The organism is Actinacidiphila paucisporea (genome assembly GCF_900142575.1).
Lineage (GTDB): Bacteria > Actinomycetota > Actinomycetes > Streptomycetales > Streptomycetaceae > Actinacidiphila > Actinacidiphila paucisporea.
The window spans coordinates 103,281-118,925 of record NZ_FRBI01000019.1 but is presented as its reverse complement, the minus strand read 5'-3'; the positions used below and the strand labels follow the sequence as shown (position 1 = coordinate 118,925).

The window sequence follows — 15,645 nt, the reverse complement described above, 5'->3', positions numbered from 1 at the left end:
GCCGGCGGTGGGTCACCTCAGGGCGTACGCGGCGGACCCGGGGTCCTGACCGCGGCCGTCCAGGGGAACTCCAGTGGCCGTTGAGGTGCAGTGACGTCCAGGTCGCGCCGCGGTGCCGCTCGACCAGGTCGTTGACGGAGGGCGACATCGGTGTCGACGTCAGGTCGAGGGTGAGACTCCTGCCCGCGGCCGTGGCGATCAGCCCGAGGGTCAGGGTTGGCTCGGGGCCCGGGCCAGGTGGTGGGCGAACCAGTCGGTGGCGAGGGCGCCGACCTCGGCGAGGGCGCCGGGTTCCTCGAACAGGTGGGTGGCGCCGGGCACCAGGGCGAGCCGGTTCTCGCAGCGCAGTTGCTGCTGCGCGTGCCGGTTGAGGTCGAGGACATGGTGGTCCAGGCCGCCGACGATCAGCAGGGTCGGTGCCTGGACATCGGACAGTCGAGGACCCGCGAGGTCGGGTCGGCCGCCGCGGGAGACGATCGCGGCGACGCGGCCCGCGAGGTCGGCCGCCGCGTACAGCGCCGCGGCGGCGCCGGTGCTCGCCCCGAAGTAGCCCACGGCCCGGTCCTCGGCCTCGGGTCGCCCTGCCAGCCACTCGGTGACCTCGGTGAGGCGTCCGGCCAGGAGTTCGGTGTCGAAGACGTTGGCCCGGTCGTCGCCCTCGGCCTCGGTGAGGAGGTCGAACAGGAGCGTTCCCAGGCCGGCTTCGTTGAGCGCCGCTGCCACCCTGCGGTTGCGCGGGCTGCGGTGGCTGCTCCCGCTGCCGTGGGCGAAGACCACGATGCCCCGGGCGCCGTCGGGCACGGTCAGCTCACCTGCGAGGCCGCCGTTCGAGGTCGGGATGCCGACGTCCTTGCCCGCTGCCCGCGGCCGTGCCTGCCCGTCCGGGTCCGGCTCGCCTCCGCCGCTGTCGCGCTGTGCCGCCCTCGCCAGGTCGGCGGTGACCTCCGCGTCGGCGGTCTGCGTGAAGTCCTCGTAGAACAGGCCGATCGCGTGGAAGGGGCTCGGCGTCTGCACGCAGATGTACTGGTCGGCGGCGCCGGCCAGCCGGTCGGTCCAGTCGGCGGGGGCCACGGGCACCGCGAGGACGACCCGGCGCGCGCCTCGCTCCCGGGCGATTCGGCAGGCCGCCCGTGCGGTGGACCCGGTCGCGATGCCGTCGTCGACCACGACCGCGGTCCTGCCGGCCAGCGGCATGGGCGGGCGCTCGCCCCGGTAGAGGTGGGCCCGCTGCCGCAGCACCACGCGCTCCCGCTGCTCGACGGCGTACAGGTCGTCCGCGCTGACCCCCGCCTTTCGTACGACCTCGTCGTTGACCACCCGGGTGTCGCCCTCGCCGATGGCGCCCATGCCCAGCTCGGGTTGGTACGGCACCCCCAGCTTCCGGACGACGCACACGTCGAGCGGCGCCCGCAGGGTGCGCGCCACCTCCTCGGCGACGGGCACACCGCCCCGGGGCAGCCCGAGGACGACCACGTCCCGGCCTTTCAGGTGTCCGCAGCGCGCCGCGAGTCTCCGGCCGGCGTCCTGGCGATCGTGGAACACGGCTCTTCGTCTCCCCTCGGGCCGGGTGCCTCACGGGTCCCGCACCACGGCGGTACGTGACCGCGGCGGGGGCCGGCATGCGGGTCCGCCCGGCGACGAGGCGGCCGAGGAGACTCGGCGTGCCCCCGCCCTTCCACGCTACTCACCCGCGAAGGTAGGCGGCGACCTCCGACCGGGCGTCACAGCCGGCGGCGGGTCGCCGAGGACGACGGGTCCCTCCGGTGACCGCCGGGCCGGCCGGCAGGTGTCCGCCTCGGAGGGTGCCCGGACTTCAGATGGTGGTCACGCGGCGGCCCGTGACCTTGCCGGGCCGGAGGCGTATCCACAGGGGGGCGTCCCGGCCCGTCCACGGTTCGGTGGCCAGCTCCGCGAGCCGTCCGGCCGCCTCCGGATCCCCGACGTGCTCGGGGCTGCCGGTGATCAGCACGCTCCACCCCTGGCGGAGCTGCTCATCGAACCAGTCGGCCTGGAAGGACATCGCGACGTCCTGCGGCGGGTCCGCCGTGGTGCCCGGCGCCGTCCGGTAGGCGATCGTATGGGCGTCGACGGCATAGTTGACCGGGACCACGGCAGGGGCCGGGGCGACGGGGAGGGCGACCCGGCCCAGCCCGTGCGTACCGAGACTGTCCCAGCACTCGGATTCGGTGAGCCGCACCAGGACCGGACGGTCGGCGGGATCCTCCTGGTCGGGAGGCAGGTCGACGCGCCCCTCCAGCAGCTCCTCGTAGGTCATGTCGAGGGCCGCCGCGATACGGACGTAACCGCCGCGGTCGAAGTCCGGCCCGGCGTCGAGCACGTGCTGCAGATAGCGGGGAGCCATGCCCACCCGCGTCGCCAGGTCCATCTCGCCCACGCCGAGCTGTCTGCGCCGTTCGCCGATTCGCCGGGCCAGAACCCTCGGCTCGATGCCCTGCTCAGCGGATTCCGGCTTAGCGTCCACAGCGGACCACCCTCCTGTCCGGCCTACCTACCAGCTTCACCCTCCTGGCCGCCTTACGCCATCCGGGGAGCTCCCGCGGCAGTGGAGACCATCCGCAGGGACCGCGCACGGCCGTGTCCCCGCGTCCCCCTCCGTACATCTCGCTCCTCTAAGGTGCCCCGATACCGGATCCGTCTCCGCCCTCGGAACGGCCGCGGCACTGGGGAGTGAGCGATGGACACGTCGTCGGCCGGCAACGGCAGCGGCAGCGGCAGCGGGGAACTGACGCGGCGCCTCGGGGTGTCCGACGCCGTCCTGATCGGCCTCGGCTCGATGATCGGCGCCGGGATCTTCGCCGCACTCGCCCCCGCCGCCTCGGCGGCCGGGTCCGGGCTGCTGCCGGGGCTGGCGCTCGCGGCCGTGGTGGCCTACTGCAACGCCACCTCCTCCGCACGGCTGGCCGCACGCTATCCGCAGTCGGGCGGCACGTACGTCTACGGCCGCGAGAGGCTCGGGGACTTCTGGGGATACCTGGCCGGGTGGGGCTTCGTCGTCGGCAAGACCGCCTCGTGCGCCGCGATGGCCCTGACCGTCGGCACGTACGTCCTCCCCGATCAGGCCCATGCGGTCGCGGTGGCCGCGGTGGTGGCGCTGACCGCGGTGAATTACGCCGGGGTGCGGAGGTCCGCGCTTCTGACACGCGGAATCGTCGCGGTCGTCCTGGCGGTGCTCGCCGCCGTGGTCACCGCCTGCCTCACCTCGCCTTCCACCGAGGCGGCCCGGCTGGACATCGGCACGGACGCCACGGCGGGCGGGGTCCTCCGGGCGGCAGGGCTGCTCTTCTTCGCCTTCGCCGGATACGCCCGCGTCGCGACCCTCGGCGAGGAGGTCCGCGACCCCCGCAGAACCATTCCCCTCGCGATCCCGCTGGCGCTGGGCATCACCCTGGCCGTCTACGCGGCGGTCGCCGTCTCCGCCCTGCTGGTCCTGGGCCCCGGCCGCCTCGCCCACGCTCCCGCCCCGCTGGTCGACGCGGTCCGCGCTGCCGGCGTACCGGGCCTGGCGCCGGTCGTACGGGCGGGAGCCGCCGTCGCGGCCCTCGGCTCGCTGCTCGCGCTGATCCTGGGAGTGTCGCGCACCACTCTGGCCATGGCCCGCGACCGGCACCTGCCGCACGCGCTGGCCGCCGTGCACCCCCGCTTCAACGTCCCGCACCGCGCGGAAGTCGCTGTCGCGGCGGTGGTCGCCGTCCTGGCCGCGACCACGGACGTGCGCGGCGCGATCGGCTTCTCCTCCTTCGGCGTCCTGGCCTACTACGCCATCGCCAACCTCGCCGCCCGGACCCTCACCCCCGAGGAGGGCCGCCCGCCCCGCGTCGTACCGATCGCCGGCGCCGCGGGCTGCCTGGCACTCGCCTTCGCCCTGCCGCTTGCCTCCGTGCTGGCGGGCGCCGCGGTGATCGGGGCCGGGGCGGCCGTCTACGGCCTGCGCCGCCGTTCCTGAGGCGAACCGGGCTACGGGCTCACGGGCTCACCGCCCGGCAGCCGGCGCGGGCGCCGACCGGGCGGATTCCACGGACGGGTAGATCGGGAACAGCCGGTCCACACCGACTAGTTCGAGGAGCTTTTGCAGGGCGGGGCGCGGGGCGGCGATCCGCAGTTCGGTGAGCCGGTGCACGGTTATCAGCACGCGCAGGAAGCTCGAATCCCCGAAGGTGATGGCACGTGCGTCCAGGACGACGGCCGGCGACGTCGCGGCGGCCGCCTTCAGCCGGGCGGCGAGAGGCTCCAGGTTGTCCACGTCAAGGTCTCCGTACGGCGCTATGACGGGGACGGCCGTCTGCGCGGACTCGCGGTGCGGCATGGATTCAGTGGTCACGCGTGGCGTGTGCCCGTGACAGGTGTCCTCATGCCGACCGGTTCGCCCGGCGGGCTTTGCGCAATCAAAGGTTGCGGGTCACCGAGCACGGAGTTATCGTGATGCGCAACCGATGGTTGCCTATGGGAGGTCCGTGGTGGAGTTCGGAGAGCTGGTGCGCGAGATCCGCGTCGACGCGGCGCCGGAGATCGTGTTCGACGTGGTGAGCCGTCCGGAGCACCTCAGGATGTGGTGGTCCGACGACGCGTCGTTCGAGACCGCGCCGGGCGCGGTCGGCGAACTGGTGTGGGGCGACCGTGCCGCGGTCGAGCGGATATCGGTGGTCGAGGTCGATCCGCCGCGTAGGTGCGCCTTCCGCTGGATCGCCTCCGACGGTCAACTGCCCGGCGCGGGCAACTCCCTCCTGATCACCTTCGAGCTAGAGCCCTCCGGCGACGGCACGATCCTGCGCCTGACCGAGAGCGGCTGGCGCGAGAAGGGCTGGGAGGCCGCCGTGCTGGAGGAGACCTTCCGCGACCACGAGCGCGGCTGGGACATGTTCCTGGCCAGGCTGCGGAGCTACGCCCCCTCCGTGGTGGCACGGTGACCACGACTGTCGACGACGAACTCTGGTCGGCGATCGGCGACCCGACCAGGCGCCGCCTGCTCGACCTGCTGCTCGCGGAAGGCTTCGGCACCCCGACCGGACTGAGCGACCGCCTGCCGATCTCGCGCCAGGCGGTGGCCAAGCACCTGGGCGTCCTCGACCGCGCGGGTCTCGTGCGCGCGACGCCGGTGGGCCGCGAGCGGCGCTACGAGGTCGACGAGGCACAGCTCGCCCGCGCCGTCGGGCAGTTGGACGAGGTCGGCAGGACCTGGGACGCGCGGCTGGCGCGCATCAAACGCATCGCGGAAGAGATCCAGCGCCGGAAAGCCGACTGACAGCTGCAGGAGCATCCGTCCGGCCCGCGTCACCGCGGGGAAGAATCGATCATTTCGTGGAGGACGCATATGAGTGGACCGCTGCTTGCCGACAGGACCGCTGTGATCTACGGCGGCGGGGGCGCCATCGGAGGCGCCGTCGCACGGGTCTTCGCCCGGGAAGGAGCGAGGGTCTTCATCGCCGGGCGGACGCAGGCGAAGCTCGACGCCGTGGCGCGTGACCTCGCGGCCGCGGGCGGCGAGGTCGAGACCGCTCAGGTCGACGTCCTGGACCAGCAGGCGGTGCAGGAGCACGCCGACGCGGTCGCGGCGACGGCCGGCGGCATCGACGTCGCGCTCAACGCCGTGAGCGTCCCGCACGACCAGGGGACCCTGCTGGCCGACCTGTCGCTGGAGGAGTTCATGCGGCCGATCGACGGGTTCCTGCGGACGCTGTTCATCACCAGCAAGGCCGTCGCGCGGCACATGGGCCGCGAGCGGCCGGGCGTCATCCTGACCCTGTCCGAGCCGGGTTCCAAACTCGCTGTCGGCGGCATCCTGGGGCACAGCGTGAGCGCGGCCGGCAAGGAGGCCTTCTCGCGCGTGCTGGCCGCGGAACTGGCGCCCGGCAACATCCGGGTGGTCTGCATCCGCCCGCACGCCGTCGTGGATGCGCCGGCGGCCGGTTCCTACACCGGGGACCTCTTCGCGCCGATGGCGGCAGCCGGCGGGCAGTCGGTCCAGGAATTCCTCGAAGGGGGCCTGGCGCAGGGGACGCTCCTCAAGAGGCTGCCCGCGCTCCGCGACGTCGCGGAGACGGCCGCCTTCCTGGCGTCCGACCGGGCCGGGGCCGTCACCGGAACGGTCGCCAACCTGTCCGCCGGGGCGCTCGTCGACTGAGAGCGCCGACGCCGCGCGCGTCGCCGGGCGGCCACCGTCGACGGCCGAGCCGAGGGGCCGCGACGCGTGGACGTCACGGCCCCTGGCGGCGACGGCGGCTCCGGCGCGGACCGCGCGCGGCGGGCCCGCGCTCCCTCAGGCGAGGCGGACAGCCGTCGCTCCGGCCGCGCGGCGCGGGAGGCGGCGCGCGGCGGCGGACATGCTCTGCGCCTGTGCCGCGTAGAGCAGGCCGTAGCCGAAGGTGTCAGCTCCGGCGCGGTGCGCCTCGGCGGCCAGGTCCACCAGGGCGCGGCGGGCGACGGCGGCGTCCTGGTGGTCGCCGAGCACCTGCTGGAGCTTCGTGGTGCGCTTGCGCAGCCGCGCCGCCCGTTTCCCGCCGTAAGGGAGTGCCGTCTCGGCGGTGTGGCGGGCACGCCGGACCGCCTTGCGCACCTGGTGCAGAGCCTGTTCGCGCTCCGGGCCCTGGTCCACGCCCTCCACGGCGGCCAGCCGCCGCTTCAGCCGCCGGCGGTCGGCCTCGGCTGTCTTGAGCAGCTGCTTGCGGGCGGGTTTGCGGGCCTTGCGCCGCAGCGGAGGGTCGGCCAGCAGGCCGTCGAGGGCGTCGAGGGCGTCGAGCAGCGCGAAGTAGCGGGCGGAGCCGAGGGCTTCGACGGCGGCACGCCACTCGGTGGCGTGCCGGGCCTGTTCCTGTTCGCGCACCCGGCCTGCCAACCCCTTGCTCGTCGACGGCCGGCAGCCGCCGGAGGCCTTGCGGGTCGAAGAGTCCCGTTCCCTCGAAAGTGGTCTCTCGCTCGGAATGGGCTGTGGTCATGACGTTCGGCTGCCCGCGCCGGCAGCCGGGAATCCCGGTCCTGGGCGTCTGATGGCGGCAGTTGACGGCCCGTGGCGGTGGTAGCCGTCCTTCGACCCCTCAGGCGTCGGCCATGATGACCGCGAGTTCGCAGTCCAGGGCCTCGGCCACCTGGCGGAGGTCGCCGTGCACCCGGGCCCGCAGGGCGTTCACGAACGAGACGACGTCCTGCTCCGGCAGGCGTACGCACACGGTGGGGAACGGCCCGAGGGCCACTTCCACGCAGCGGATCCCGGTCGAGCCCCAGGACGGCCGCACCCGGACGTCGCCCTCGCCGGTGGGTTCCACCTGGCCTTGGGCGAGCACTTCCCAGGCGAAGGTCCAGCTGATCCCCTCCTCGCCGGGAGCGCGCAGGACCATCTCCACCGCGAGCGGGTCCCGTGAGCGGTAGACGAGATCGACGGCCACCAGGGCCACCCATGCGTCCGATACGTCCAGCGCCGCCACCGTGTCCACCCGAACGGTCGCTTGGTCCCCACGGCCCATGCCGCATCCTCCCTGGCTCACTGACGCGTCGACGGCCCGCGACGTCGCCCCGGAACGGTCCCGCCCGACGGCGGTCCATCGACCGGCTGTCCGCTCGACGGACCGTCAAACCGTCCGGGGGAACCCGCCGGGGCGATTCTCCGGTTCCGTGCAGCGCGCCACGATCAGGATGTGTTGGTACGGGAGATGCGGGCACGCGGGGACGCAACGGAACATCCCACAGGAAGGAGTCGGTACATGTCGACCATCGAGGAGTCGGTGGAGGTCGCGGTTCCCGTCGGCACCGCCTACAACCAGTGGACCCAGTTCGAGGACTTCCCGAAGTTCATGGAGGGTGTCCAGCGCATCGAGCAGCGCACCCCCACCCTCACGCACTGGGTCACCAGCGTGGACGGTGTCCACCGCGAGTTCGACGCCGAGATCACCGAGCAGATCCCCGACGAGCGGGTCGCCTGGACCACGGTCGACGGCGAGGCCAGGCAGGCCGGGGTGGTGACCTTCCACCGGCTCGACGCCGAGCACACCAAGGTGATGCTCCAGATGGAGCACGACCCGCAGGGCATCGCCGACACCGTCGGCGACAAGCTGGGCTTCGTCCGCCGCCAGACCAAGGGCGACCTGAAGAGGTTCAAGTCGTTCATCGAGTCCCGTGGCACGGAGACGGGTGCCTGGCGCGGCCAGGTCTGAGCCCGCCGGGCCCGCGGTCGTCGCGGCGCTCCACGAGGCCGCGTGCCCCCGAACACCGGGGGCACGCGGCCTCTTCCGCTTGCAGGGCGCTCTCGTTCGTCCGCGTGCCGGACCGCGACGGGGCATCCGTCGTCCCCCGGCTCTCCCGTGGGCCCCGCCTCACCGGCTTTCCCGGCGGCCGGCGTGCGGTAGCGGTAAGTTGCTCGTCATGGCTGAGCTCGGAGCGGTCGCCTGGCCGCCTGCCCCGATCAGAACCGAGCGGCTGGTGCTCCGTGAGCCCGAGGCGCGGGACCGTGCGGCGCTCATCGAGCTGTTCACCTCACCGGAGGTGGGCACCTACATCGGTGGCCCGAGGCAGCGCGAGGAGTTCGAGCGTGCGTTGCCCGCCGAGCCCAGGCGGCGCCCCGGCCTCTTCACGGCCGCTCTCGACGGGGCGATGATCGGCATCGTCACGCTCGACCGGCGTGACGCGGAGCGCCCGGGCCACCTCGGCCCGGACGCCGGGGAGGCCGAACTCGGCTACATGTTCCTGCCGCAGGCGTGGGGCCGGGGCTACGCCGCCGAGGCGTGCGCGGCCGCGCTCGGCTGGTTCGCCGGCGCGCTGCCCGGCGAGCCGGTGGTGCTCTGCGCCCAGGCCGCCAACGACCGCTCGCTGCGCCTCGCGGCGAAGCTGGGCTTCACCGAGGTGGAGCGGTTCGAGGAGTACGGTGCCGAGCAGTGGTTCGGCGTGCGGCCCCCGGTCACGCCGTCGGGCTGAGTTCGCCCCCGGTGGCAACCGGGGAACGGGCGCGTCGCAACCCGGTGGGCCCGGCCGGGCGGCAGGACGCGTCCGTGCTGCGAGGTAGGCGGCCGGTCGTGCTCCGCGGCACAGGAGGAGTTCAGTGCGCGGCGGCGAGGCGCAGGGTCTGCTCGACCGCCTGGGCGATGTCGTCGACGGGGAAGTGCACGTGGCGTACGGCCCCTTCCGGGCCGACGACGAGGATGAGCCGTTTGAGCCGGAGCCGGCCGGCGCCGCGGAAGGTGGGCAGGCGCAGGGCGGCGGACAGGTGGTGCCGGGCGTCGGAGAGCAGGGGGTACGGCACGGACTGGGCGCGGGCGAAGGCGGCCTGCTCGTGCGGGAGTTGGGTGCTGACGCCGTGGACGGCCACGCCCGCCCGCCGGAAGTCGGGCCACGCGTCGCGGAAGAGCAGGTTCTCCAGGGTGCATCCGGGGGCGCCGGGGATCGGGTCGCTGCTCCAGTCGACTCCGGTGCCGGGGTAGGTGAACAGCACGGTGGCGGCGGCGTCCGGGTCGGCCGGGGGACGGTCGGCGCCGTCGGCGGCGGGCAGCAGGAGGTCGACCGGCAGCCGCGTACCGGACAGGGCGTGGACGCGGGAGTGTTCTGCGCCTGACGGCGCGGCCGTCGCGGTGGCGGTCCCGTCGCCCAGTACCCAGCGGTCACCCCAGTCCTGCATGGCCACCAGCAGCGGCAGCAGGGCCAGGCCCGAGTCGGTGAGCAGGTATTCGTACCGGACGGGACGGCGCTGGTAGAGGCTGCGGCGCAGGACGCCGCGGGCGACGAGCTTGCCGAGCCGTTCGGTCAGCACCTTGCGGGACAGGCCGAGTTCGGCGGCGAGGGCGTCGAAGCGCACGTGGCCGCGGGCGACCTCGCGCAGCACGAGCACGTTCCACCAGTCGGCCAGGACGACGGCGGCCTGGGCGATGCCGCAGTTCTCGTCGGCGTTGTGCATCTTCATCACCGCAGAGTACATTCCTTTTCGGAACTCACTTTGTTCTCGGGGGGAACTAATATCCCGCCGTGCGGACCGACCGTCGGGAGTAACTGCCATGACCGCCATCACCCGGATCGTCGCGCGCGAGATCATCGACAGCCGGGGCAACCCGACCGTCGAGGTCGACGTCGAACTGGCCGACGGCTCGACCGGGCGCGCGGCCGTGCCCTCCGGGGCCTCCACGGGCGCCAGGGAGGCCGTGGAACTCCGCGACGAGGACCCGGCACGCTTCCACGGAAAGGGCGTCCGGCGCGCCGTCGACGCCGTCAACGACTCCATCGCGGACGCCGTGGTGGGCCTGGCGGCCGAGGACCAGGCCGCAGTGGACGCGGCGCTGATCGAGCTGGACGGCACCCCGGACAAGGCCAGACTCGGCGCGAACGCGATCCTCGGCGTCTCGCTGGCCACCGCCAAGGCCGCCGCGCTCGCCCACCGGCTACCGCTCTACCGCTACGTCGGCGGAGTGGACGCGCGGCTGCTGCCGGTGCCGATGATGAACATCGTCAACGGCGGCGCCCACGCCGACAACCGCCTGGACTTCCAGGAGTTCATGATCGCCCCGATCGGTGCGGCCACCTTCGCCGAGGCGGTGCGGATGGGCTCCGAGGTCTTCCACACCCTGCGCCGCGACCTGCTGTCCGCCGGCCACAGCACCGGCGTCGGCGACGAGGGCGGTTTCGCCCCCGATCTGCGCAGCGCCGAGGAGGCACTGGACTTCGTCGTCCGCGCCATCGAGCGGACCGGCTACAAGCCCGGGGCTGACATCACCGTCGTCATGGACCCCGCCACCTCGGAGTTCTTCCGCGACGGCGTCTACGACTACGTCGGCGAGGGCGTGCGCCGCAGCGTCGCCGAGCACGTCGACTACCTCGCGAAGCTGGTCGCGGACTACCCCGTCGCCTCCATCGAGGACCCGATGGCCGAGGACGACCGCGACGGATGGCGGTCGCTGATGACGCGGCTCGGCGAGCACTGCCAGCTCACCGGCGACGACGTCTTCTGCACCAACGAGACGCTGCTCCGCGAGGGGATCCGTGACGGCGTCGCCAACTCGATCCTGGTGAAGGTCAACCAGATCGGCACCCTCACCGAGACGCTGGCCACCGTGGGCACCGCCCACCGCGCCGGCTACACCGTCGTCATGTCCCACCGCTCCGGCGAGACCGAGGACACCACCATCGCCGACCTCGCGGTGGCCACGGGGTGCGGCCAGATCAAGACCGGCTCGCTCTCCCGCTCGGACCGCACCGCCAAGTACAACCAGCTCATCCGCATCGAGGAGGAGCTGGGCACCCAGGCGCGCTACGCCGGCCGCGACGCCCTCGGCCTGCGCCGCTAGGGCCTGTCCGGCGGATCTTGGCGGATCAGCCTGCGGCGTCCGGTGCCGTACATCGCAAGGCGGAGAATCGTCCTCGTACCGGGTCGTACAAGGATGATTCGACAACACTGGGGGCACCTCCCGCCGAAGGCAGGGGGAGGGGTGCGGTGCCGGGCGTCGCAGGCCCGCCAAGATCCGCCGGACAGGCCCTAGCGCAGTCGGGTGGGAGCGCGGGCCACCCGCGTGCCGGACAGGGGGCCGTCGCTCGTATCGGACGGTGGTGTCCACCCCGGCTCCAGGTTGTCTTTAGAAAGCATCAAGGGGGCAGGCCCTAGCATCGGGCGCATGACGGTTCTGCCTGACGACGCGATCCCGCTGGGTGCGCAATTCCCGGGCGGTACCCACGAGCAGTGGCAGCAGCTCGTGGCCGGTGTCCTGCGCAAGTCCGGCAAGGACCTGTCCGGGCCGGAGGCGGAGCGGGCGCTGTCCACCGCGCTGGACGACGGCCTGCTCGTACGCCCCCTCTACGATGCCGGCACCACCGCTCCAGACCCGGGCCTGCCCGGCTTCCCGCCCTACGTCCGCGGGGGCCGGCCGGTCGGCGGCTGGGACGTGCGCCCGTGGCACCGGTCACCCACCGCCGAGCGCGCCAACGAGGCCGTACTGGCCGACCTGGAGGGCGGGGCCACGTCCGTGTGGCTGTCGCTGGGCGCCGAGGGCCTGCCCCCGGCGGACCTGGAGCGCGCCCTGGAGGGCGTCCACCTCGATCTCGCGCCCGTGGTGCTCGACGCGGGCCCGCACGCGCGGGCCGCGGCCGCCGAGTTGCTGCGGCTGTACGACCGGCAGGGGGTGGCACCGCAGGCGGCGCGCGGCAATCTCGGCGCCGATCCGCTGGGGCACGGCGCCCGTACAGGGCAGGCCGTGGACTCCGGCGACGCCGTCGCCCTGGCCCTGCGGATCCACCGGGCGTACCCGGGGCTGCGGGCGCTGACCGTGGACGCCCTGCCGTACCACGAGGCGGGTGCGTCCGCCGGCCAGGAGCTGGGCTGCTCGCTCGCAACCGGGGTCGCGTACCTGCGTCTGCTGACCGAGGCGGGTCTGAGCCTCGACGACGCCTGCGGCCAGCTGGAATTCCGCTACGCGGCGACCGCGGACCAGTTCCTGACCATCGCCAAGCTACGGGCCGCCCGCCGCCTGTGGACCCGGGTCGCCGAGGTGTGCGGGGCGCGGGAGCCGGCTCCGCAGCTCCAGCACGCGGTGACCTCGGCGGTGATGATGACCCGTCGGGACCCTTACGTGAACATGCTGCGCACCACGCTGGCCGCCCTGGGCGCCGGTGTCGGCGGCGCCGACTCGGTGACGGTGCTGCCCTTCGACCACTCGCTGGGACTCCCAGACGACTTCGCCCGCAGGATCGCCCGCAACACCTCCTCGATCCTGCTGGAGGAGTCGCACCTCGGGCGGGTCGCCGATCCGGCCGGCGGTTCCTGGTACGTCGAGCGGCTCACCGACGAACTCGCCCATGCCGCCTGGGAGTTCTTCCAGCAGCTGGAAGGGGCGGGCGGCCAGGAGGCGGCGCTCCGCTCGGGCTGGGTCGGCGAACGCATCGCCGAGGTGTGGGCCGCGCGCAGCCGCGCGCTCGCCACCCGGCGCGAGCCGATCACCGGGGTCAGCGAATTCCCGCACCTCGCGGAGCGGCCCGTCGAGCGCGCCGAACCGCCCGCCCGTCCCGGCGGCGGCCTGCCGCGGGTGCGCCGGGACGAGGCCTACGAAGCGCTGCGGGCGCGCTCGGACGCCCATCTGGCCTCCACCGGGAGCCGGCCCGCGGTCTTCCTCGCGGCGCTCGGCCCCGAGTCGGCCCATGCGGCGCGGGTCTCCTTCGCCTCGAACCTCTTCCAGGCTGGCGGGGTGCAGCCGGTCCACGACCCGATCACGGTGGACGCGGACTCGGCCGCCGAGGCGTTCGCGGCCAGCGGCGCCCGTATCGCCTGCCTGTGCTCCAGCGACGCGCTCTACGACGAACAGGCCGCGGCCGTCGCGGACGCGCTCAGGGCGGCCGGGGCGGAACGGATCCTGCTCGCGGGCCGTCCCGGCAGGGGACCGGACGTCGACGGCCACCTCTTCCTGGGCTGCGACGCGGTCGCCGTCCTGACCTCGGTACTCGACGGCGTGGGAGTGACGGCATGACGCGGATCCCGGACTTCTCGCAGATCCCGCTCGGCCCGGGCACCCCGCCCGAGGCCACGCTGGAGCAGTGGCGCCAGGCGGTCAAGCAGGCCACCGGCAGCAGCGCGGCCGACCTCGTCTGGGAGACGCCGGAGGGGATCGCGGTCAAGCCGCTCTACACCGGCCGCGACCTGGAAGGGCTGGACTTCCTCGGCACGTACCCGGGTGTGCCGCCCTACCTGCGCGGGCCGTATCCGACGATGTACGTCAACCAGCCCTGGACGATCCGCCAGTACGCGGGTTTCTCCACCGCCGAGGAGTCCAACGCCTTCTACCGCCGCAACCTCGCCGCGGGGCAGAAGGGCCTGTCGGTGGCGTTCGACCTGCCGACGCACCGCGGCTACGACAGCGACCATCCGCGGGTGACCGGGGACGTCGGCATGGCGGGCGTGGCGATCGACTCGATCTACGACATGCGGCAGCTCTTCGACGGCATCCCGCTGGACCGGATGACGGTCTCGATGACGATGAACGGCGCGGTGCTGCCCGTTCTCGCGCTCTACATCGTGGCCGCGGAGGAGCAGGGAGTGCCGCCGGAGAAACTCGCCGGGACCATCCAGAACGACATCCTCAAGGAGTTCATGGTCCGCAACACCTACATCTACCCTCCGCTGCCCTCCATGCGGATCATCTCCGACATCTTCGCCTACACCTCGCAGAAGATGCCGCGGTACAACTCGATCTCCATCTCCGGCTACCACATCCAGGAAGCCGGAGCCACGGCCGATCTGGAGCTGGCCTACACCCTCGCCGACGGGGTGGAGTACCTGCGGGCCGGCCTGGCCGCCGGGCTGGACGTCGACGCGTTCGCGCCGCGGCTGTCGTTCTTCTGGGCGATCGGCATGAACTTCTTCATGGAGATCGCGAAGCTGCGCGCGGCCCGCCTGCTGTGGGCCAGGCTCGTCAAGCAGTTCGACCCGAAGAACCCCAAGTCGCTCTCCCTGCGCACGCATTCGCAGACCTCCGGCTGGTCGCTCACCGCGCAGGACGTCTTCAACAACGTGACCCGCACCTGCGTGGAGGCGATGGCCGCGACGCAGGGCCACACCCAGTCGCTGCACACCAACGCGCTCGACGAGGCGCTGGCGCTGCCGACCGACTTCTCCGCGCGGATCGCCCGCAACACGCAGCTGCTGATCCAGCAGGAGTCGGGGACCTGCCGGGTGGTCGACCCGTGGGGCGGCAGCGCGTACGTCGAACGTCTGACCGACGACCTGGCCCGGCGTGCGTGGCAGCACATCCAGGAGGTCGAGGCCGCCGGAGGCATGGCGCAGGCCATCGAGGCCGGCATCCCCAAACTCCGGATCGAGGAGGCGGCGGCGCGCACCCAGGCCAGGATCGACTCGGGCAGGCAGCCCGTCATCGGGGTCAACACCTACCGGGTCGGCTCCGACGAGGACATCGACGTGCTCAAGGTCGACAACTCCTCCGTACGGACCCGGCAGCTGGCGAAACTTCGGCGGCTGCGCGACCAGCGGGACGAGGGCGCCTGCCAGGCCGCCCTGCGGGCGCTGACCGAGGCGGCGGGACGGGACCCGGGGCCGGACCTGGAGGGCAACCTGCTCGCGCTCGCCGTCTCCGCGGCCCGTGCCATGGCGACGGTCGGTGAGATGTCCGACGCGCTGGAGAAGGTCTACGGCCGCCACGCCGGCCGGATCCGTACGATCTCCGGTGTGTACCGCAACGAGGCAGGCCACTCCCCCGCCGTGGACGGCACCCGGGCGCTCGTCGAGCGCTTCGCCGAAGCGGAGGGCCGCCGGCCGCGCATCCTCGTCGCGAAGATGGGTCAGGACGGGCACGACCGGGGCCAGAAGGTGATCGCGACCGCCTTCGCGGACCTGGGCTTCGACGTGGACGTCGGCCCGCTGTTCCAGACGCCGGCGGAGGTGGCCAGGCAGGCGGTCGAGTCCGACGTGCACGTGGTCGGCGTGTCGTCGCTGGCCGCGGGGCACCTGACCCTGGTGCCCGCGCTGCGCGCGGAGCTGGCCGCCGAGGGCAGGGCGGACATCATGATCGTGGTGGGCGGGGTCATCCCCCCGCAGGACGTCCCGGCGCTGCACGAGGCGGGAGCCGCCGCGGTCTTCCCGCCCGGCACGGTGATCCCGGACGCCGCGTACGACCTGATCGGCCGGCTCGGCGCCGCGCTGGGCCACGACGGGCTGTGACG

The 15,645-nt window shown here is 73.2% G+C and carries 15 protein-coding genes; 9 read left to right on the top strand and 6 right to left on the bottom strand.

Annotated elements, in window-relative coordinates; translation table 11 throughout:
* Positions 1 to 210: 210 nt before the first annotated feature.
* Both BUE44_RS25060 and BUE44_RS25055 read right to left on the bottom strand, forming a co-directional pair.
* Positions 211 to 1,542 carry a phosphoribosyltransferase gene (locus tag BUE44_RS25060; RefSeq protein WP_073501251.1) on the bottom strand — a complete coding sequence of 444 codons (1,332 nt, stop codon included), beginning with the start codon at positions 1,540 to 1,542 and terminating at the stop codon, positions 211 to 213.
* 271 nt (positions 1,543 to 1,813) lie between these two features.
* Positions 1,814 to 2,482: a helix-turn-helix domain-containing protein gene (locus BUE44_RS25055; RefSeq protein WP_073501250.1), complete on the bottom strand. Its 669-nt coding sequence runs from the start codon at positions 2,480 to 2,482 to the stop codon at positions 1,814 to 1,816.
* Positions 2,483 to 2,695: 213 nt separating this feature from the next.
* Between BUE44_RS25055 and BUE44_RS25050 the strand changes: the two genes are divergently transcribed.
* The gene (locus BUE44_RS25050; protein WP_073501249.1) at positions 2,696 to 3,964 is read left to right on the top strand and encodes an APC family permease; all 1,269 of its coding nucleotides are present in this window, start codon (positions 2,696 to 2,698) and stop codon (positions 3,962 to 3,964) included.
* Positions 3,965 to 3,991: 27 nt separating this feature from the next.
* Here BUE44_RS25050 and BUE44_RS25045 read toward each other — a convergent pair whose 3' ends face one another.
* Positions 3,992 to 4,339, bottom strand: a complete 348-nt coding sequence (locus BUE44_RS25045) for an STAS domain-containing protein (RefSeq protein ID WP_235002427.1) — start codon at positions 4,337 to 4,339, stop codon at positions 3,992 to 3,994.
* Between the two features lie 133 nt (positions 4,340 to 4,472).
* Here BUE44_RS25045 and BUE44_RS25040 point away from each other — a divergent pair, with 133 nt between their 5' ends.
* The 3 genes from BUE44_RS25040 to BUE44_RS25030 all read left to right on the top strand — a co-directional run bounded on the left by BUE44_RS25040 (position 4,473) and on the right by BUE44_RS25030 (position 6,139).
* The gene (locus tag BUE44_RS25040; protein ID WP_235002425.1) at positions 4,473 to 4,925 is read left to right on the top strand and encodes an SRPBCC domain-containing protein; all 453 of its coding nucleotides are present in this window, start codon (positions 4,473 to 4,475) and stop codon (positions 4,923 to 4,925) included.
* Positions 4,922 to 5,260 carry an ArsR/SmtB family transcription factor gene (locus BUE44_RS25035; RefSeq protein ID WP_073501246.1) on the top strand — a complete coding sequence of 113 codons (339 nt, stop codon included), beginning with the start codon at positions 4,922 to 4,924 and terminating at the stop codon, positions 5,258 to 5,260. The genes BUE44_RS25040 and BUE44_RS25035 overlap by 4 nt, the downstream gene beginning before the upstream one ends.
* 69 nt (positions 5,261 to 5,329) lie before the next feature.
* Positions 5,330 to 6,139 carry an SDR family NAD(P)-dependent oxidoreductase gene (locus BUE44_RS25030; RefSeq protein ID WP_073501245.1) on the top strand — a complete coding sequence of 270 codons (810 nt, stop codon included), beginning with the start codon at positions 5,330 to 5,332 and terminating at the stop codon, positions 6,137 to 6,139.
* Positions 6,140 to 6,274: 135 nt separating this feature from the next.
* On the opposite strand, the gene BUE44_RS25025 is transcribed toward BUE44_RS25030, so the two are convergent.
* The gene (locus tag BUE44_RS25025) at positions 6,275 to 6,850 is read right to left on the bottom strand and encodes a CHAD domain-containing protein (RefSeq protein ID WP_322940631.1); all 576 of its coding nucleotides are present in this window, start codon (positions 6,848 to 6,850) and stop codon (positions 6,275 to 6,277) included.
* A 199-nt stretch (positions 6,851 to 7,049) separates the two neighbouring features.
* Complete coding sequence (locus tag BUE44_RS25020; RefSeq protein WP_073501243.1) at positions 7,050 to 7,475, bottom strand: SsgA family sporulation/cell division regulator; 426 nt, start codon at positions 7,473 to 7,475, stop codon at positions 7,050 to 7,052.
* Between the two features lie 237 nt (positions 7,476 to 7,712).
* Between BUE44_RS25020 and BUE44_RS25015 the strand changes: the two genes are divergently transcribed.
* Positions 7,713 to 8,162, top strand: coding sequence for an SRPBCC family protein (locus tag BUE44_RS25015; RefSeq protein ID WP_073501242.1), 450 nt, complete (start codon positions 7,713 to 7,715; stop codon positions 8,160 to 8,162).
* Between the two features lie 208 nt (positions 8,163 to 8,370).
* A complete protein-coding gene (locus BUE44_RS25010; RefSeq protein WP_073501241.1) occupies positions 8,371 to 8,919 on the top strand; it encodes a GNAT family N-acetyltransferase in 549 nt (182 codons plus the stop codon).
* A gap of 121 nt (positions 8,920 to 9,040) precedes the next feature.
* Here BUE44_RS25010 and BUE44_RS25005 read toward each other — a convergent pair whose 3' ends face one another.
* Positions 9,041 to 9,898, bottom strand: a complete 858-nt coding sequence (locus BUE44_RS25005) for a winged helix-turn-helix transcriptional regulator (RefSeq protein WP_073501240.1) — start codon at positions 9,896 to 9,898, stop codon at positions 9,041 to 9,043.
* A gap of 91 nt (positions 9,899 to 9,989) precedes the next feature.
* On the opposite strand from BUE44_RS25005, the gene eno reads away from it, so the two are divergent.
* From eno to scpA, 3 genes are all read left to right on the top strand, one after another.
* Positions 9,990 to 11,273, top strand: coding sequence for a phosphopyruvate hydratase (gene eno, locus BUE44_RS25000; protein WP_073501239.1), 1,284 nt, complete (start codon positions 9,990 to 9,992; stop codon positions 11,271 to 11,273).
* A 324-nt stretch (positions 11,274 to 11,597) separates the two neighbouring features.
* Positions 11,598 to 13,439, top strand: a complete 1,842-nt coding sequence (locus tag BUE44_RS24995; protein WP_073501238.1) for a methylmalonyl-CoA mutase subunit beta — start codon at positions 11,598 to 11,600, stop codon at positions 13,437 to 13,439.
* The gene (gene scpA, locus BUE44_RS24990; protein ID WP_073501237.1) at positions 13,436 to 15,643 is read left to right on the top strand and encodes a methylmalonyl-CoA mutase; all 2,208 of its coding nucleotides are present in this window, start codon (positions 13,436 to 13,438) and stop codon (positions 15,641 to 15,643) included. Before BUE44_RS24995 ends, scpA begins: the two co-directional genes overlap by 4 nt.
* The last annotated feature ends 2 nt before the right edge of the window (positions 15,644 to 15,645 follow it).

What these genes read in the sequence shown, in the direction of transcription:
- BUE44_RS25050 (WP_073501249.1), top strand. Translation starts at nt 2,696, where the DNA reads ATGGACACGTCGTCGGCCGGCAACGGCAGCGGCAGCGGCAGCGGGGAA.
- BUE44_RS25030 (WP_073501245.1), top strand. Translation starts at nt 5,330, where the DNA reads ATGAGTGGACCGCTGCTTGCCGACAGGACCGCTGTGATCTACGGCGGC.
- BUE44_RS25020 (WP_073501243.1), bottom strand. Translation starts at nt 7,475, where the DNA reads ATGGGCCGTGGGGACCAAGCGACCGTTCGGGTGGACACGGTGGCGGCG.
- BUE44_RS25015 (WP_073501242.1), top strand. Translation starts at nt 7,713, where the DNA reads ATGTCGACCATCGAGGAGTCGGTGGAGGTCGCGGTTCCCGTCGGCACC.
- BUE44_RS25010 (WP_073501241.1), top strand. Translation starts at nt 8,371, where the DNA reads ATGGCTGAGCTCGGAGCGGTCGCCTGGCCGCCTGCCCCGATCAGAACC.
- BUE44_RS25005 (WP_073501240.1), bottom strand. Translation starts at nt 9,898, where the DNA reads ATGAAGATGCACAACGCCGACGAGAACTGCGGCATCGCCCAGGCCGCC.
- eno (WP_073501239.1), top strand. Translation starts at nt 9,990, where the DNA reads ATGACCGCCATCACCCGGATCGTCGCGCGCGAGATCATCGACAGCCGG.
- BUE44_RS24995 (WP_073501238.1), top strand. Translation starts at nt 11,598, where the DNA reads ATGACGGTTCTGCCTGACGACGCGATCCCGCTGGGTGCGCAATTCCCG.
- scpA (WP_073501237.1), top strand. Translation starts at nt 13,436, where the DNA reads ATGACGCGGATCCCGGACTTCTCGCAGATCCCGCTCGGCCCGGGCACC.